The organism is Kribbella sp. NPDC056345, from assembly GCF_042262745.1.
In the GTDB taxonomy this organism is placed as follows: Bacteria; Actinomycetota; Actinomycetes; order Propionibacteriales; family Kribbellaceae; genus Kribbella.
The window spans coordinates 520,642-534,890 of record NZ_JBHJQQ010000003.1 but is presented as its reverse complement, the minus strand read 5'-3'; the positions used below and the strand labels follow the sequence as shown (position 1 = coordinate 534,890).

The 14,249-nt window shown below is 68.0% G+C and carries 15 protein-coding genes and 1 riboswitch; of the genes, 6 read left to right on the top strand and 9 right to left on the bottom strand.

All coding sequences use genetic code 11. The annotated features are described in order from the left end of the window. Nucleotides 1-25: 25 nt before the first annotated feature. Nucleotides 26-196, bottom strand: coding sequence for a hypothetical protein (locus ACFCV3_RS13350; RefSeq protein WP_376029807.1), 171 nt, complete (start codon nucleotides 194-196; stop codon nucleotides 26-28). A gap of 156 nt (nucleotides 197-352) precedes the next feature. Between ACFCV3_RS13350 and ACFCV3_RS13345 the strand changes: the two genes are divergently transcribed. After that, nucleotides 353-676 carry a plasmid stabilization protein gene (locus ACFCV3_RS13345; RefSeq protein WP_376029805.1) on the top strand — a complete coding sequence of 108 codons (324 nt, stop codon included), beginning with the start codon at nucleotides 353-355 and terminating at the stop codon, nucleotides 674-676. 22 nt (nucleotides 677-698) lie between these two features. Here ACFCV3_RS13345 and ACFCV3_RS13340 read toward each other — a convergent pair whose 3' ends face one another. From ACFCV3_RS13340 to gcvT, 4 genes are all read right to left on the bottom strand, one after another. After that, the gene (locus ACFCV3_RS13340; RefSeq protein WP_376029803.1) at nucleotides 699-2,627 is read right to left on the bottom strand and encodes a heparinase II/III family protein; all 1,929 of its coding nucleotides are present in this window, start codon (nucleotides 2,625-2,627) and stop codon (nucleotides 699-701) included. Between the two features lie 137 nt (nucleotides 2,628-2,764). After that, nucleotides 2,765-4,027 carry a serine hydroxymethyltransferase gene (gene glyA, locus ACFCV3_RS13335; protein WP_376029801.1) on the bottom strand — a complete coding sequence of 421 codons (1,263 nt, stop codon included), beginning with the start codon at nucleotides 4,025-4,027 and terminating at the stop codon, nucleotides 2,765-2,767. Between the two features lies 1 nt (nucleotide 4,028). Further along, the gene (gene gcvH, locus ACFCV3_RS13330) at nucleotides 4,029-4,394 is read right to left on the bottom strand and encodes a glycine cleavage system protein GcvH (RefSeq protein ID WP_376029798.1); all 366 of its coding nucleotides are present in this window, start codon (nucleotides 4,392-4,394) and stop codon (nucleotides 4,029-4,031) included. Then, on the bottom strand, nucleotides 4,394-5,503 hold the full coding sequence (gene gcvT, locus ACFCV3_RS13325) for a glycine cleavage system aminomethyltransferase GcvT (protein ID WP_376029795.1): 1,110 nt from the start codon (nucleotides 5,501-5,503) through the stop codon (nucleotides 4,394-4,396). The genes gcvH and gcvT overlap by 1 nt, the downstream gene beginning before the upstream one ends. A gap of 166 nt (nucleotides 5,504-5,669) precedes the next feature. Then, nucleotides 5,670-5,764, bottom strand: a riboswitch (glycine riboswitch). 74 nt (nucleotides 5,765-5,838) lie between these two features. Here gcvT and ACFCV3_RS13320 point away from each other — a divergent pair. After that, nucleotides 5,839-6,558: a hypothetical protein gene (locus tag ACFCV3_RS13320; protein WP_376029792.1), complete on the top strand. Its 720-nt coding sequence runs from the start codon at nucleotides 5,839-5,841 to the stop codon at nucleotides 6,556-6,558. A 5-nt stretch (nucleotides 6,559-6,563) separates the two neighbouring features. Continuing rightward, complete coding sequence (locus ACFCV3_RS13315) at nucleotides 6,564-7,808, top strand: hypothetical protein (protein ID WP_376029790.1); 1,245 nt, start codon at nucleotides 6,564-6,566, stop codon at nucleotides 7,806-7,808. On the opposite strand, the gene ACFCV3_RS13310 is transcribed toward ACFCV3_RS13315, so the two are convergent. The 3 genes from ACFCV3_RS13310 to ACFCV3_RS13300 form a co-directional block, all read right to left on the bottom strand. Next, the gene (locus tag ACFCV3_RS13310) at nucleotides 7,805-8,008 is read right to left on the bottom strand and encodes an MbtH family protein (RefSeq protein WP_376029788.1); all 204 of its coding nucleotides are present in this window, start codon (nucleotides 8,006-8,008) and stop codon (nucleotides 7,805-7,807) included. The two genes, ACFCV3_RS13315 and ACFCV3_RS13310, sit on opposite strands and share 4 nt — an antisense overlap. An 11-nt stretch (nucleotides 8,009-8,019) precedes the next feature. Next, entirely contained in the window at nucleotides 8,020-9,333 is a 1,314-nt protein-coding gene (locus ACFCV3_RS13305; protein WP_376029786.1) for a lysine N(6)-hydroxylase/L-ornithine N(5)-oxygenase family protein, read from the bottom strand. 92 nt (nucleotides 9,334-9,425) lie between these two features. Continuing rightward, nucleotides 9,426-10,283 carry a MurR/RpiR family transcriptional regulator gene (locus ACFCV3_RS13300; RefSeq protein ID WP_376029783.1) on the bottom strand — a complete coding sequence of 286 codons (858 nt, stop codon included), beginning with the start codon at nucleotides 10,281-10,283 and terminating at the stop codon, nucleotides 9,426-9,428. Between the two features lie 85 nt (nucleotides 10,284-10,368). Here ACFCV3_RS13300 and ACFCV3_RS13295 point away from each other — a divergent pair, with 85 nt between their 5' ends. Genes ACFCV3_RS13295 through ACFCV3_RS13285 form a run of 3 tightly spaced genes read left to right on the top strand, consistent with a single transcriptional unit; the run spans nucleotide 10,369 to nucleotide 13,770 of the window. After that, nucleotides 10,369-12,429 (top strand): glycoside hydrolase domain-containing protein, encoded by a 2,061-nt coding sequence (locus tag ACFCV3_RS13295; protein WP_376029781.1) that lies wholly within the window; start codon nucleotides 10,369-10,371, stop codon nucleotides 12,427-12,429. Nucleotides 12,430-12,463: 34 nt separating this feature from the next. Then, the gene (locus ACFCV3_RS13290; RefSeq protein ID WP_376029779.1) at nucleotides 12,464-13,009 is read left to right on the top strand and encodes an RNA polymerase sigma factor; all 546 of its coding nucleotides are present in this window, start codon (nucleotides 12,464-12,466) and stop codon (nucleotides 13,007-13,009) included. After that, on the top strand, nucleotides 13,006-13,770 hold the full coding sequence (locus ACFCV3_RS13285; protein WP_376029776.1) for a hypothetical protein: 765 nt from the start codon (nucleotides 13,006-13,008) through the stop codon (nucleotides 13,768-13,770). Before ACFCV3_RS13290 ends, ACFCV3_RS13285 begins: the two co-directional genes overlap by 4 nt. Here ACFCV3_RS13285 and ACFCV3_RS13280 read toward each other — a convergent pair. Further along, the gene (locus ACFCV3_RS13280; protein ID WP_376029773.1) at nucleotides 13,757-14,242 is read right to left on the bottom strand and encodes a nitroreductase/quinone reductase family protein; all 486 of its coding nucleotides are present in this window, start codon (nucleotides 14,240-14,242) and stop codon (nucleotides 13,757-13,759) included. The two genes, ACFCV3_RS13285 and ACFCV3_RS13280, sit on opposite strands and share 14 nt — an antisense overlap. Between the last annotated feature and the right edge of the window lie 7 nt (nucleotides 14,243-14,249).

Sequence of the window (14,249 nt, the reverse complement as noted above, 5' to 3'; positions counted from 1 at the left end):
TGACTCTAGACGGCGCCGCCGACAGTCAGTGCACCTTCTCCGCCTCCGCATGCTGCTCGAGCCCGCAGTACGCGCATTTGTGCGGTAACGCGTGACCACCGCCTTGGCGGCAGACGTGCGACTTCCCGCCGACGTGCCACGCGAACCGGCAGACATCACCCGCCCGCTGCACCGATCCACCAGCGTCGTGGCTCATCCGAAACACCCCATCCGCTCGCTCGACCGCCTTCCTTCGGTGATGAGACGTTCCCCGTACGCCTTCATGACGCGAGATCGGGACGGGAAGTTGACGGCGCGAAGTTGTCTTGACGAACTTTTTGGGTACCGGGCGGCGGCCGAAAGGAGTCGGAGCATGCCTGCTGGCGCGAGTAAGAAGCGGGAACGGCAGTACCAGCACATCAAGGCCGGGCTGAAGAAGAGCGGCCGCAGCGAGGACGTTGCCGAGGAGATCGCGGCGCGCACGGTGAACAAGGAGCGCGCGCGGTCCGGCGAGGCGAAGGAGTCGAGCCGGAGCTCCACGCACGACATCTCGTCGGCGCGGCGCGGTGGACTGCGGTCGCACCAGGGGCCCGGCGGGCGGACCAAGGCGCAGCTCTACAACGAAGCCAAGGACAAAGGCATCAAGGGCCGCTCGAAGATGAACAAGGCTCAGTTGGAGCGCGCCGTCGGCCGGTGACCGCGCGCTCCGCACCGGTCAGTTAGTTCATGCGGGTGAGACGGCCGTCGGGGGCGACCTTGACGGTGACTTTCCGGGTGCCGACGGTCAGGTCGACGAAGAAGTTGGTGCCGGCGGAGCGGGTGCTGTAGGAGACCTGCTCGCCGCTGGCAGCGGGGGCGATCACGGACAGGATGCGAGCGTTCTGACCGGTCTGGGTGAACTTGACGACCGGTGCCGGCTTGGCGTTGAAGATGTCGGCGAGGTACCAGCCCTGCGCCGGATTCGACTTGCCCTGCTCGACAGTCGTTGTACCGGTCGTGGCACCGAACGGGATCTGGAAGAGGTGCGTCCGCATCTTCGCGCCGGTCGCCACCGCGGTCGTCGGCGACTGCACGGTCACCGTCTGGCCAGGCGGCAGGTGCCACAGCGTTTCGTACCGCTGGTTGCTCCCCGACTCGCCACGGTCGAGCGCGATCACCACGTCCGGGTCCTTCAGGACCAGAATGTCCCGGCTGCGGCTGACGCCCTCAGCAGGCTCGTCCGCCAGCTCGTAGTAGTCCGAGTTCGGCGTACTGACCGAGCCCACCAGCCGCGTCGGCACCAGCTTGCCCTGGGCGGTCGGGATCGTCATCACGTTGTGCGCGGCCTGGCTCGGCGCCCAGTTCTGCAGGTCGCCCTGCTTGTAGCCATAGTACCCGGGATCGATCAGCACGTCCTGGCCGTGCCAGTTGTAGTTGATCGACATGTGGTCGTCGTGGCCGTGGTACTTCTTCGAGGGACCGAAGCGGATGCTGTACGCCGATTCCTCGTCGAACGGCCGCTTCTCACCCCACCCGGTGCGGCCGAAGATGAAACCGCCCTTGAAGATCCCGGTCCGGTGCTCCGGCCGCGGACCTGACTTGCCCTTCGTCGCGACGAACTCCCACGGCGTACCGGGAACGCTGGCGACCTTCTCCCGGGTGCTGTTGCCGATCTGGAACAGCTCGCCGTTCGGCTTGGTGGCGAGCGCCATCCACTCCGCCAGCAGCTTCCGCCGGGCGTCGATCGCCGGGCCTGGATCGATCCCACAACCCCGGACCACGGCGGCCGCTCTGCCCCACAGCCGGTAGTTGAAGCCGGCGTAGCCGACGGACTGCTCGTTGGTCGTGCCCTGGGAGTCGATGGACTGGACGACGCCCTCGTTGAGCCGGCCGACGGCCTTCTTCATCAGGTCCTCGCGGCCGAAGGTGCAGCCGACACCGAACAGCGCGATGCTCTCGTCGGTGCCGTGGTTCCGGCTGCCGCTCCAATGGTCGATCATGTACTGCGCATGCGTGAGCAGCGCCTCGTCGAGCCACTTGTACTGCGCCGGCAGCTTCTTCGCGTGCAACCCGGTGAGCAGCGCCTGCCGGGCACAGATCAGCACGTTGGTCCGGTGCATCGTCGACTCCGACGCACTTGCGTCATTCTTCCAAGGGAACGGGTTGTCCTTGATCCAGTCCCGGATAATAGCGAGCGTGTGCGTGCGCGCCGCGGCGTTCCCGGCCTTGGTGTGGTCGATCCCGTTGCCCAGCCAGCGCAGCGAGTGCAGCCACAGATGCCAGCTCGGATCCTGGTAGGGGTTCGACTCCCACTTGATGTCACCGGCTCCGTTACCAGCTTTGTACGGCGGGTTGTTGCCCCAGGCAAAAGTGTCCTCGAGGACCATCTTCAGCGGGACCTTCTTCTGCAGCCCGCTGTACCCCTGGCACGGGTAACCCTTGGCGGCCGGCTTGGTCCCAGGCGGCTTGACGGGCAGTGGTGCGGCGACCGGCTGCGTGACGCGTCGATCCGGCGTCGCGGCGCCCACCGGGGCGACCTGCTCCTGCTCACCGGGCATCAGGAAGACGATCGCCCCCGCGAACGCGATACCGCAGATCAGGACGCAGACCGCGACCAGCGCGACCGTGTTTCCCACTCTTCGGCGCAGCTCACCCTTGTGTTCAGCCACCCCAAGCCACCCCAGCCCCCGGCCCACACTCCGGTACTTCCGGTCAGGACCCTATGTAGGCAATAACGCCTGAGCCCGGGGGAACCGTTGCACAAAGCACCGAAGCGGAGCCGAGTTTTCTCTTAGGGGCAGTGGAGTCAGAGCTCCGGATAGAGCGGGAACTTCGTGGTGAGCAGTTCGACCCGATCGCGCAGACCATCGAGCACGGAATCGTCGACGAGCGCGGTCGCGATGATGTCCGCGACCTCCGCGAACTCGGCCGGACCGAAACCGCGAGCCGCCAGGGCCGGCGTACCGATCCGCAGCCCGGACGACACCATCGGCGGCCGGGGGTCGAACGGTACGGCGTTGCGGTTCACGGTCAGGCCGACCGAATGCAACCGGTCTTCGGCCTGCTGCCCGTCGAGCTCGGAGTGCCGCAGATCGACCAGCACCAGGTGCACCTGGGTGCCGCCGGTGAGGACCGAGATCCCGGCCGCCCGGACGTCGTCGGCCGACAACCGGGCAGCGATCGCCTGCGCGCCGTCGAGCGTACGGCGTTGCCGGTCGCGGAACTCCTCGGAGGCCGCCAGTTTGAATCCGACCGCCTTGGCCGCGATCACGTGTTCCAGCGGACCACCCTGCTGGCCGGGGAAGACCGCCGAGTTGAACTTCTTCGCCAGGTCGGCGCGGTTGGTGAGGATGACACCGCCGCGCGGACCGCCGAGGGTCTTGTGGGTCGTCGTCGTGACGACGTCGGCGTGGGGGACCGGGTTAGGGTGCAGCTCGGCTGCCACGAGGCCGGCGAAGTGCGCCATGTCGACCATCAGATACGCCCCGACCAGATCGGCGATCCGCCGGAATTCGGCGAAGTCGAGATGCAGCGGGTACGCCGACCAGCCGGCCACGATCAGCCTCGGCCGGTGCTCGAGGGCGAGTCGCTCGACCTCGGCCATGTCGACCACGAAGTCGGTGTCGCGGACGTGGTACGCGACGACGTCGTACAGCTTGCCGCTGTAGTTGAGGCGCATGCCGTGGGTGAGGTGACCGCCGTGGGCGAGGTCGAGGCCGAGGATCGTGTCGCCCGGATCGAGCAGCGCGAACATTGTCGCCGCGTTCGCCTGCGCACCGGAGTGTGGCTGGACGTTGGCGAAGCCGGCACCGAACAGCGCCTTCACCCGGTCGATGGCCAGCTGCTCGACCACGTCCACGTGCTCACAGCCGCCGTAGTACCGGCGGCCGGGGTAGCCCTCGGCGTACTTGTTGGTGAGGACGGAACCTTGTGCCTCCATCACCGCGAGCGGGGCGAAGTTCTCGCTGGCGATGAGTTCGAGGGTGTCGCGCTGACGTCCGAGCTCGGCCGTCACGGCCGCGTGGATCTCGGGGTCGAACTCGGCCAGGCTCTGATCGAGGGTGCTCATCTCACTCGCCTCCGATCAGTGCCTCGTAGGCGGCGGCGTCCAGCAGCTTGGTGGGACCGGTGACCTTGATCCGCAGCAACCAGCCGGCTTGGTACGGATCGGTGTTCAGCAGTCCGGGATCGGCGACGACGGCCTCGTTGAGTTCGACGACCTCGCCGTCGACCGGCGCGAACAGGTCGCTGACCGACTTGGTCGACTCGATCTCACCGCAGGCGTCGCCGGTCGCGACGGTGCTGCCGACAGCCGGGAGATCGACGTATACGACATCGCCCAGGGCCTCACCGGCGAAGGCGGTGATACCAACGGTCGCGAGCTCGCCGTCAATGGCGACCCACTCGTGGTCTTCGGTGTACTGGAGCTCGGTCATCAGGACTCCTGGCGGCGGTAGAAGGGGAGAGGGACGACGACCACGTCGTCGTGGGTGCCGCGGATGTCGACGTGCAGCCGGGTGCCCGGCTCTTGGTAGATCCCCTCGACGTAGGCCATTGCGATCGGGTGGCCGAGTGTGGGCGATGGCGCGCCACTCGTCACGGTGCCGATCTCGCGGCCGGTCGCCGGGTCCAGGACGACGTACCCGCTGCGTGGTGAGCGGCGACCGGAGGAGGTGAGACCGACAAGCACCTGCTGGGCGCCTTCGTCGCGGCGACGCGCGAGTGCCTCGCGGCCGACGAAGTCCTCTTCCTTGCCGAACGCAACGACCCGGCCGAGCCCGGCCTCGAAGGGGGTGAGCTCGCGGCTGAGTTCGTTGCCGTAGAGCGGCATCCCGGCCTCGAGCCGCAGCGTGTCCCGGCAGGCCAGACCACACGGCTTGAGCTCGTACGGCGCTCCGGCGCGCTGCAGCTCGGCCCAGATCTGCGCGGCGTCGGCGGGCCGGCAGTAGATCTCGAACCCGTCCTCGCCGGTGTACCCGGTGCGCGCCAGCAGGACGTTGCTGTTGGCAAGCTTCGTCTCGGTGATCGCGTAGTACTTGAGCCCGGCCAGGTCGGCGTCGGTCAGCTCGGCCACGATCTGGGCGGAGACCGGGCCCTGCACGGCGATCAGCGCCCAGTCGTCGGTGGTGTCGCGCAGCTCGGTCTCGAAACCCGCGATCCGCTGCTTGAGCTCCTCCCGTACGACGGCGGTGTTGCTCGCGTTCGCGACGATCAGGAAGTGGTCGTCGGCGAGCCGGTAGACGACCAGGTCGTCGATGATGCCACCGTCCTCGGCGCACAGCATCGAGTACCGCGCGCGCCCGATTCCGATCTTCGACGGCGTCCCGACCAGACTGTGGTCGAGTGCTCGCGCGGCACACGCGCCGACCACCTCGAGCTGGCCCATGTGGGACAGGTCGAACAGACCGGCCGTGGTCCGGACAGCATTGTGCTCCGCGATATCGGAGGTGTAGCGAACCGGCATGGTCCAACCGGCGAAATCGGTGAACGACGCACCGAGCTGCTGATGCTCCGCAGCAAGCGGAGTCGCGCGTGACGATGTCATGAGTCGGGAGGCTCCCTCGGTCAGGCACCGCGCATGCGGTGCCACTGCTGGGTGACCTCCCCGCTCTGTCATCTGTACCTGAGAGCTTCGCCGCCGGGTGAGGCGGTTTGCACCGTGGGTGCGGACTCCCCACAGCTACGCGGGGGTCCGGCTTTCCAGAGTTCGCCTCATCGGAACGGTCAGTGGGCCTGAGAGATTCTGGGGAGATTTGCTCCTTCGGCGCCGGGTCATGGTGAGCCCGGACTCTCCCGCCCCGATTCGAACGGCGCGATATGCAGTTGAGCCGCCGACTCTAGCAGCCACTCCGGACCCGTCCATATGGTTGGGTCGTCTCCGTGAGTGCCTTCGACATCGCGTCCCGTCACCGCCGCGCCCAGCTGGTGGTCTGCTTCGTGTACGTCGTGGTCCCTGTGTTCCAGCTGGTCGTTCTGCTCCTCCTCCGAGCGTGGACCGGGGTGGCGATCGCGGTCTTCGCGCTGCTGCTCTTCGGGGTCTTCTGGCGGGGTAACCGCTATGACACGCAGTACTGGCCGGCTGTCGGCGGCACCACCTGCGGGATGACCGGCCTGTTCGTGGGCCTCTTCGGCACCGACAGCCTGGGCTACGCAGTGCTCGCTGCCCTGCCCGGTGCGTTCGTCGGCTACTGGCTCGGCCGGCTCGCCGTACGCCTGGTCCTGCACCCCCTGGATGCCCGGCTCGCGGACAGTCCGTACCAGCTCGTCTTCCGGCTGCGCGACAACCGCGGGACCCGGCTCGCGATCGAGGACACGTCGTTGCGGCTGCTGGTGAAGGTCAAGAAGGTGGAGGGCGACAGGACGACCCACACCGAGGAGGCCGTCGAGGTCGCGTTCCAGAACCTGAAGGGTGCCTACGTACGGCAGCTGTCGGGGAGCGAGCCCATCGTGTATCCGATCGGGCCGGAGCAGGCCGGTAGCCGGGGTACGGCGCTGGTTGTTGAGAGTTTCAGCGGGGAATGGATCCTTCCGCACGACGATGCCGTCGTACTGGGGCAGATCATCGACCGGCGGATCGCGGGACTGAGAGGGACACAGTGAACGGAATGTCGGCCCTGACCCTGGTGCTGCTGGTGATGGCGGTGGCCGGGACGTTGCTTGCGGTGTTCCTGTTCGTGCGGCGGCAGCGGTACATCAAGTCGCTGCGGGATCGGGGCTGGACGTTTGTGGGGAGCCCGGTTTTCGAGTCGGTGGCGCGGTTGTCGAATCCGCCGTTCGGGATGGGGTTCACGCGGAACCCGGATGACCAGATCACCGGGTTGACGCGTTCCGGCCGGCCGTTTCAGGTGATCGAGTACGGGAGCGAGTACTGGAAGGGCTGGGTCGGGATGGTGACGCTGTCTCGGCGGCTGCCTGAGCTGTGGATCACCGGTGGGCAGACGCAGCCACGGGCCGGTGTGGCCGCGACGATGGTGCCGGTGCCGCCGCAGCTCGGCGCGGGGTGGACGGTCGGCGTCCAAGACCCGGCGTTCGCGACCGAGGTGCTCAGTGGGCAGCTGTGTACTGCCCTGCTCACGCTGGCGAGTGGACAGCCGGGGGTGAACCTGAGCATCGACGGCGACCAGCTCGTCATTCAAGATCCGCCGCGCAAGGATCCCGACGTGCTGGCACCGTGGCTGGACCAGATCGCCGCCATCGCGGACGCCATCGACGCGCTGCCGTTGGATCGCTGGATGCAGCCGCCGCGGGAGCCGCGGCTGAGCTTCTACCAGCATCCGGACTGGTGGTGGATCGGCCAGGACGACAGCCTGCTGCACAGTACGCCGGTGACGCAGAGCGGACACGATCACAGCACGAGCGACGTGATCCGCGGCCGGGACGGCGATGGCCCGCCGTTCGTCGCCTTCACGCACCACTGGAAGACCACCCGTACCGAGAGCTCCACCGACTCCGAGGGCCGCACGACCACGCGCACGGTGACCGAGAACCACAGCGAGGCGATCCTGGGCTTCGAGCTGCCGGTGGGGATGCCCTGGATCCAGGTCAGCCGGCGCGGTTTCGGGGCCGGGATCAGTTTCGAGAGTGAAGCCTTCAACGAGCAGTTCGCCATCCACGCCCGGGACCACAAGTTCGCGTACGACGTCATCCACCCGCGCCAGATGGAGTTCCTGATGGCGGTGCAGCCGGTCTCGTTCCAGGTGGTCGGCAACTGGGCCTGGTTCGAGCCCGGCCGGCACGACCACCAGACGATCGCGCGCAGCTCCTACTTCCTCCGGGACTTCCTGGCCAGGATCCCGCGCTTCGTCTGGAAGAACCTGGGCCTGCAGGACTCGCCGTACCCGCAGGCTTAGGTCTCAGCTACCAAAGAAGCGGGCCGGAGGTCGGTCCAGTTGGTCTCGATGTAGTCGAGGCAGGCCTGCCGGCCGGTGGGGCCGAAGACGTTCCGCCAGCCGGCGGGGACTGGGGCGAACTCCGGCCACAGGCTGTGCTGGTTCTCGTCGTTCACGAGAACCAGGAAGCTACCCTCGGCATCGTCGAACGGGTTACTCATCTCACGCTCCTCTAGACGCCGACGGCCTGTGCGACCGCGTGCTCCGCCTCACGGACCTGCGGGACCGGCTGCTGCCGGATCGAGTCGAGAATCTCGCCGGCCCTGACGGAGATGTTCGAGAGCAGCGACGACGCCAGACCGTGGCTGTGCTCGGTGCCACCACCCTGCAGGTAGATACCGGCCCGTACGGCGGGAGTCGTGACGACGCGGTAGTCGCGGCCGATCCGGACCCGCCCGGCCTGGTCCCGGCGGCACTCGCTGCCCAGATCACCGAGCAGGTCGGTCGGGTCGCCCGGGGTGTAGCCGGTGCAGAACACGACCAGATCCGCGTCGAGCGGCGTCTTCTGGCCGGTGCTCAGCGACTCGATCGTGAGCGAGACACCGCTGGGGGAGTCGTGCAGGTCGATCACCCGGGCGACGTTGAAGAACCGCAACCGCTCCTTGCCCACGATGCGCTCGCGGTAGCTGCGGCGGTACAGGTCCTGGATGACCTCGGTGTCGACGACCGAGTAGTTCGTGTTCGCGTGATAGCCGAGGAGCTGCTGCTTCACGTCCTCAGGCGCCGAGTAGAACTCGTCGACCGCGGCCGGGTCGAACACCCGGTTCGCGAACGGGCTGTCGTCGGCCGGGCTGTAGCCGAACCGCGAGAACACCGAGCACACCTCGGCCGACGGGAACCGCTCGTGCAGGAAGCCGGTGACTTCGGCCGCGCTCTGACCGGCGCCGACTACGACCACGCGGCGCGGCTGTGCGTCACCCAGCTGCTCAACGCGGTCGAGCAGCTCACGGTTGTGCCAGACCCGGTCCGACGCCGTCACACCCTCGGGCAGCCGCGGTGACAGGCCGGTCCCGAGGATGAGGTTGCGGGTCCGGTACGTCTCGCGGATGCTGCCGTCGGCCGATACCGAGGTGACCTCGAACTCGTCCACGACCCCGTCGTTCGTGATCGGCCGAACGGCCTCCACGGCCCGGTCGTAGCGCACGACGTCGTCGACCTGGGCCGCGGCCCACTCGAGGTAGTCGTGGAACTCGACCCGCAGCGGGAAGAGCGTCTTGTTGTTGATGAAGTCGATCAGCCGGCCGCTGGAGTGCAGGAAGTTCAGGAAGCTGAACGAGCTGGCCGGGTTGCGCAGGGTGACCAGATCCTTGAGGAACGAGACCTGCATGGTCGCGTCCTCGATCAGCATCCCGCGGTGCCAGCCGAACCGCGGCTGCCGCTCCAGGAACAGCTGCCGCGGGGTCGCCGCGCCGAGTTCGGAGGCAGCGATCGCCACGGCAAGGTTGGATGGGCCGAAACCGACCCCGATCAGTTCGAAGCCTTCCACAGGGTGGATCCTCCTCATTGGCGGTTAGGCGAGGCTAACCTAATCCAATCGTTGAAGAACAGTCGGGGTCCACGGAATGCAGCAAAGATCACTCAGCGAGTGAAGGCTTCGGCGGTCGCCGCCAGCGTCCGGGCGGTGCGTGCGGGGTCGACCTGGGCGACCAGCAGGTAGAGCAGGTCGGCGGTCAGGAGCTGAGCGTGCCGGGCGGCGACCTCGTCGGGCTGTACGTCGGAGTGCGGGGAAGCGGCGGTGATGTGCTGATCGGCGATCGCCGCCATGGCGGTTTCCGGCGAGCTGGTGATCGCGACCGTCCAGGCCCGGTGTCTCGTTGCCTCGGACAACATTCCGAGCGTGTCCTCGGTGTCGCCGTGGTTCGAGATCCCCAGTGCCACACAGTTTTCATCGAGCAGCGCGGCGCTCGGGAGTCCGCTGTGCCGGTCGATATGCGCGTGCGCGTTGACACCCAACCGGGCCAGCCGGGCGGCGAGTTCGCGGCCGACCAGCCCGCTGCCGGCGACGGCGTACACGTCGAGTTTCTGGCAGTTGCGGATCCGTGCGGCGAGGTCGGTGAGCGCGGTCAAGTCGTACTGCTGGGCGGTGGTTCGGATGGCGACGAGCTGGGCGTTCAGCAGGGTCGAGAGCACCGTCGACGGTGAGTCGCCGGGAGCGAAGGAGTCGCCGAAGTCGGTGAGCCAGGCGCGGTCACGATCACCGCGGCCGACGTCCTGGGCGGCCGCTACCCGTAGCGCCGGATAGCCGGAGAAGCCGAGCAGGCGGCAGAGCCGGGTGACGGTCGCCGCGGAGGTCCCGGCGCGCTCGGCCAGGCCGGTGATCGACAGCTCGAGCGGCGCGGCCGGGTCGGCCTCCAGTACGGCGGCCACCCGGGCCATGGTGGCCGGCATCTGGGCACGGAACGTCAGCACCAGGTCCAGAACGCCCGAGGTCTGCATGCTGGTGATAATCCTTGTCAAGCCGGAGGGAATGCCTGAGAGTGATTTTCACCCACGCTGCAGCTCACGGCAAGGACATCTGCTCATGAGACTTCACCGCCTGCTCATCCCGCTCGTCGTGCTCGCCCTGCTGATGACCGGCGCGACTCCCGCGGTCGCCGCGGTCGCGCGGGTCTGGACAGCCGACTCCTGGAAGCGGGTGTTCCAGACCGACCAGCGTCCGGCCGGCGCGAGTACGTCGATCAACTGGGACGCCGCACGCAACGAGGCCGAGTCGTACCAGATCCTGTTGCGGCACACCGTGTCGTTCTCGATCACCGGCGTCACCTTCAGTGCACTGACCGGATCGGCGGGAAGCATCCCGGCGGGAAACCTGGAGTACAAGTTCCAGAACCACCACGCACCGGAGGGTGGTCAGCTGTTCCCGGATCCGCTGGGGAACGAGCGCACGAAGACCGTGGCTGCGAACAAGACCCAAGGCATCTGGGTGACGGTGAACGTGCCGGCCGGGCAGGCCGCCGGGACCTACACAGGCTCGGTCGACGTCGCGACGAGCACCGGGGCGATCGCCGTACCGGTGCGGCTGACGGTGTATCCGATCGACGTGCCGAACGCGGTGGACAGCAAGTACATCTACAGCACCTGGAACGTCTTCTTCAACGAGTACGCCGACAGTAACGGTGACGTGGTTGCCGACGAGATCGTCGACCGGTACCACTTCCCGCGGTACTCGGCGCAGTGGTGGAAGCTGATGGAGGACTTCGCCAAGGAGCAGAAGGCGACCCGGCAGAACCAGGTGCACATCTCGATCGATCCACTGCTGGACGGGCCGACCACGTTGGTGGGGGACACGTACCACTTCGACTGGTCGAAGTTCGATCAGTTCGTCGAGCTCTTCCTCCGGCACGGTTCGGTCGCGCGGCTGCGTGGCAACCCGTTGCTGAACGCACTCCACACCGACCAGGTATGGATCATCGACAACGCCGACGGCGAGACCAAGGTGACGCTCGCGCCGGTGGGGAGTGCCAAGGCGGACCGCTGGCTCGACCAGTACCTTCCGGCGCTGAAGGCGCATCTGGACGCGAAGGGCTGGACCGATATCTGGTACCAGACGATCTCCGATGAGCCGAAGGCGGACAAGCTCGACAACTACAACTGGGCGGTCGGCAAGTACCGGGAGTACTTCGGGGCGAACGCGAAGACCCAGGACGCGGTGATCGATGTCTTCCCCGAGCTGGCCGGCAATCTGTCGGTGTGGATCCCGCTGATCGACCGGCTGCAGGAGAACGAGCAGTTCTACCGGGACCGGCAGGCGGCCGGTGACGAGGTGTGGACGTACGTCTGCCTGCAGCCGGATGCCCGGGAAGGCTGGCTGAACCGGTGGTCGAACTACCCGGCGTACACGGCCCGGCAGCTTGCCTGGGGCAACTTCAAGTACGGCGCGACCGGCTTCTTCCACTGGGGTTACAACGCGTGGACCGCTGGTGCCTACGGACAGGTCGAGCCGTATCCGGGCGACGGGTACATCGTCTACCCCGACCTTCCGAACGGGACCGTCCGGACGAGTGTGCGGTCGCTGGCGACGCGGGACGGGAACGAGGAGTACGAGCTGCTGTCGATCCTGAAGCAGCGCGATCCGGCGGCGGCCCAGCGGCTCGCGGATGCGTTGATGCGCGGCTACGACAACTTCACCGATGACACGGACCTGATGGCCAGGACCCGCAAGGAGTTGCTGCTGCGCGCAGCTGGTACGGCGTTGCCGCCGCGCGTCGAGGCCGAGGACGGCCGGCTCACCGGGACCGGCCGGGTCGACACCGTCGGTAGCGGCTACACCGGCAGCGGGTACGTCGGTTGGCTCGATCAGGCGAGTGGCAGTGCGGTGACCGTCGACGTGACCGCGGCACGGCCGGGTCCGCAGGTCGTCGAGATCCGCTACAGCAACGGCACCGAGACCACGAACACCCTCACGCTGCTGGTGAACGGCGCCGCACCGCGGAAGGTCGAGTTCCTGCCGACCGGTGACTGGAACACCACCTGGTCCTCCGCCTATGCCACGGTCGACCTGGCGGCCGGTGCCAACACGATCACTCTGCGGCACGACGCCGACGACGGATCCGTCGACCCGGATTCGCTCACCCTCTGGTGAGATACATCTGGGGGCGTGGTGGACAGGTAGGGGCATGAGCAAGCAACCGGATGAGCGCGCGGAACGGTTCGCGGCCCTGTACGAGGCGACGTACGCCGATCTCGTGCGGTTCGCGCAGCGACGGGTGCCCGAGGTCCAGGCCGAGGACACCGTGGCGGAGGCGTTCCTGGCCGCCTGGCGACGACTGGACGACGTACCGGCGCAGTTGCCGCAGGCGCGGGCGTGGCTGTTCGGGATCGTCCGCAACACGATCCTGAACAGCCACCGAGGCGCGCGCCGGCAACAGGCAGTGGCGGTCCGGCTGGCCGAGGTGGCGACCACGTCGCTACCGGACGACGCCGAACTCGTGGCACGGCAGATCGATCTCGCGCGTGCGTGGGAGCGATTGTCCGCCGTCCATCAGGAGGCACTTGCTCTGGCGGTGATCGACGACCTCCCGGGTCGCGAGGCGGCCGCGGTACTCGGTATCACGAGCGTCGCGTACCGCCTGCGGCTGTCCCGGGCGCGCAATGCCCTGCGCGGTCAGCTCGACCACCGCCCCACCCCGGCAGTGCGCGTCACCGAGAGGCAACCCTCATGAACGAGTTCCACGACTTGAAGACCCTGGACCCGGCAACGTCCGGGCACGACCCGCACAGCCCGCGCGCCCGCGCCACGCTCGAACGCATCATCGCCACCGATCCGGTGCCCGACCGCCCGCACCGGCTCCGGCGGCCGATGGTCCGCGCCGTCGTCGCCACCGCGGCCGTCGCGATCGGGGCCGCCGCGGTCCTGCTGCCACGCGAAGGCGGCCCATTCCCGAACGGCGACGCCTACGCGGGCTGGACCGCACAGCCGGCCGGGATGTCGGCCAAGCAGCAGTCCAAGGCCGTCGCCGAGTGCCGCGAGTCCCTGAAGGACATGGATGAGCAGGTCGACCGGACCGACGTCGCGATCGCCGAGCGGAGGGGCGCCTGGGCCATGGTGATCCTGACCGGACCTGACCAGTTCGAGGCGAACTGTCTGACGCACGTCGGGCCGGGCCGCAACCGCAGCGGCTTCGGCCACGTCGGTGGTCCCGGCCGGGCCATGGCCGGCCCGCGCGACATCGCGGTGTCCGGGATGGGCGCCGCAGGTGGCGGTTCGATGGGTTATGTGACGGTCGCGGACGGCCGGATCGGCTCCGACATCGTCGGCATGACGTACACCAGCCCGACCCGCGGGGTCGTGAAGGCGACGGTCGCGAACGGCTACTTCGCCTTCTGGCTGCCCGGCCGGGAGTTCGAGGGCGACAAGCCGGTTCCGGTCCGGGTGACGTATCGCAACGGCACCAGCGCCGCGACCACGATCAGCCTCGGCTGACGTCGACCGGCTCGAGGCGGAAGACGCGGATCTCGCGGTTCGGGGCGCGGGTCGCGTAGGTGTTGTAGGCCGGCCAGTAGGCGGCGACGGCGTCCCACATCTGCTGGCGTTCGTCGCCGGTGAGGAGCCGGGCGTGGACGGGGACGGTCCGGCCGCGGACGGTGGCATTGGCTTCGGGCTGGGCGATCAGGTTGGCCGACCAGGCGGGATGGTTCTCGCCACCCCAGTTCGAGCCGATGACCACGAACGCTCCGTCGCGCTCGACGTACAGGAGCGGGACCTGGCGGAGCTGACCGCTGCGGCGACCGGTTGTCGTGAGCAACAACGTGCGCAGGCCGATCGACGTACCGACGCCGAAGCGGCCGTTGGTACTGCGGAGCAGCCGCTCGTCGACGCGGACCAGCGCCCGGCCGATCCCCGCGAAGGCCTTGGTGGTGCCGAGCTTGCCGATCAGCCGCTGCAGTCCGTTCATCGGCCGG

What these genes read in the sequence shown, in the direction of transcription:
- ACFCV3_RS13350 (WP_376029807.1), bottom strand. Translation starts at nt 196, where the DNA reads ATGAGCCACGACGCTGGTGGATCGGTGCAGCGGGCGGGTGATGTCTGC.
- ACFCV3_RS13285 (WP_376029776.1), top strand. Translation starts at nt 13,006, where the DNA reads ATGAACGAGTTCCACGACTTGAAGACCCTGGACCCGGCAACGTCCGGG.
- ACFCV3_RS13315 (WP_376029790.1), top strand. Translation starts at nt 6,564, where the DNA reads ATGTCGGCCCTGACCCTGGTGCTGCTGGTGATGGCGGTGGCCGGGACG.
- ACFCV3_RS13295 (WP_376029781.1), top strand. Translation starts at nt 10,369, where the DNA reads ATGAGACTTCACCGCCTGCTCATCCCGCTCGTCGTGCTCGCCCTGCTG.
- gcvH (WP_376029798.1), bottom strand. Translation starts at nt 4,394, where the DNA reads ATGACCGAGCTCCAGTACACCGAAGACCACGAGTGGGTCGCCATTGAC.
- ACFCV3_RS13300 (WP_376029783.1), bottom strand. Translation starts at nt 10,283, where the DNA reads ATGCAGACCTCGGGCGTTCTGGACCTGGTGCTGACGTTCCGTGCCCAG.
- glyA (WP_376029801.1), bottom strand. Translation starts at nt 4,027, where the DNA reads ATGAGCACCCTCGATCAGAGCCTGGCCGAGTTCGACCCCGAGATCCAC.
- gcvT (WP_376029795.1), bottom strand. Translation starts at nt 5,503, where the DNA reads ATGACATCGTCACGCGCGACTCCGCTTGCTGCGGAGCATCAGCAGCTC.
- ACFCV3_RS13310 (WP_376029788.1), bottom strand. Translation starts at nt 8,008, where the DNA reads ATGAGTAACCCGTTCGACGATGCCGAGGGTAGCTTCCTGGTTCTCGTG.
- ACFCV3_RS13290 (WP_376029779.1), top strand. Translation starts at nt 12,464, where the DNA reads ATGAGCAAGCAACCGGATGAGCGCGCGGAACGGTTCGCGGCCCTGTAC.
- ACFCV3_RS13345 (WP_376029805.1), top strand. Translation starts at nt 353, where the DNA reads ATGCCTGCTGGCGCGAGTAAGAAGCGGGAACGGCAGTACCAGCACATC.
- ACFCV3_RS13280 (WP_376029773.1), bottom strand. Translation starts at nt 14,242, where the DNA reads ATGAACGGACTGCAGCGGCTGATCGGCAAGCTCGGCACCACCAAGGCC.